The sequence below is a fragment of the Mesotoga sp. Brook.08.YT.4.2.5.2. genome, from assembly GCF_003351125.1.
Lineage (GTDB): Bacteria > Thermotogota > Thermotogae > Petrotogales > Kosmotogaceae > Mesotoga.
Genome location: NZ_JPGZ01000066.1, coordinates 1 through 1,310 on the forward strand (window position 1 = coordinate 1; position 1,310 = coordinate 1,310).

The window sequence follows — 1,310 nt, forward strand, 5'->3', positions numbered from 1 at the left end:
TTGTGTATTGGCCGTATCTTCAGATCCACTCCCTTTAGCGTCCTGAATGCCCTCTCAACTCTGGATAGACTCTTGTAACTGTACACCACTTCTTCTGCAGTCAACTTCTCTTTCTCTACACTGGTACGGATTATATAGAACCCGTCAAGGGAAGCTTCGAGGGTTATACTCTCGTCATTTCTCCTGTAATCGAACTTTCCATCCTCTATCGTGAAGATGAAGTGTTTCGCCATCTTGTACCTGTTCTCTATCCTTCCCAGGGCCTGCCCTATCTTCCCCTCTTCTCTCAACCTTCCCGAAGCGACTCTCCTCAAGAGTTTGTTCAACTTCTCTTCAGTAGCCCTGAGTAAGTCTTCTCTCGTTCTCCTTCTCTCTTCTGCAAGAAAGGGATTCCTGCAGACTATTAACCTCTCTCCAGGATAATCGGGGGAGTCTATCTCAAGAAGGTCTCTCTCGTCAAATAAGCTCAGCTGTAACTTCCCATTCTCGAATAGACTCTTTATTGTAGGCCCTCTGAAGGCACTGATCCAGTCAACCCCACCTAGAGCCTTCAATCCTTCTATCTGTCCTTGCGTTAACATACCTCTGTCTCCAACCACGACGAACCTTCCTACTTTGAACTCTTCCTTTATCTTGTCTACCTGTTCCCCTATCGTCTTGGTGTCACTTGTACATCCCGGATATACCTGTATGGAAATAGGTACACCCTTCGAGTCTGTCATGAGTCCATAGACTATCTGTTTCTTCCCCTTCTTCCTGTCTCTGTTATAACCATAACTCGCAAGCTCACAATGACTCCCTTCATAGTAACTCGAAGAGACATCGTAAAGAACAAGACCGCCTTCACTTAAATGTCTCTGCGCAAGTTTCCTTTCTATCGTCTCTTGCCTTTGTAGCAACCAGTCCAGGGCAACATATAACTCATCTTCATCTGCATCTTCCACAGAGAACTCTTCGGGAATAGTGGTATTATCCCACCAGCGTATTGTGGAAAGCTTCGTCTGAGGGTTTATTATCCTTGCAGCTATCATAGCCTCTACTAGATCGCTTTCTCTACTCCTTCGAGAAGAAAGCAATTCGGAAATACCTAGATCCTCCATTACCTTCCTTATCACCGCAACATTACCATGTGCCCTCGAACGAGTAATCTCTATAGCCTCTTCGGAAGGAAGAAAGACTCTTCCCTGGAGACTCTCTTTGACTAATTCTCTAGTAACTTCCGGCAATTCAGTGAGATTGGCAATGGTTTGCTGTTTCACTTTACCGTCTTCGCGATAACTTCTTCTCAGAAGATAAGTGAAGTATTCTCT

At 45.0% G+C, this 1,310-nt stretch carries 1 protein-coding gene; it reads right to left on the reverse strand.

All coding sequences use genetic code 11. The features are described from left to right. A partial coding sequence (locus tag Q502_RS14180; protein WP_114794190.1) for an IS1634 family transposase occupies positions 1–1,310 on the reverse strand: 1,310 nt, incomplete at both ends.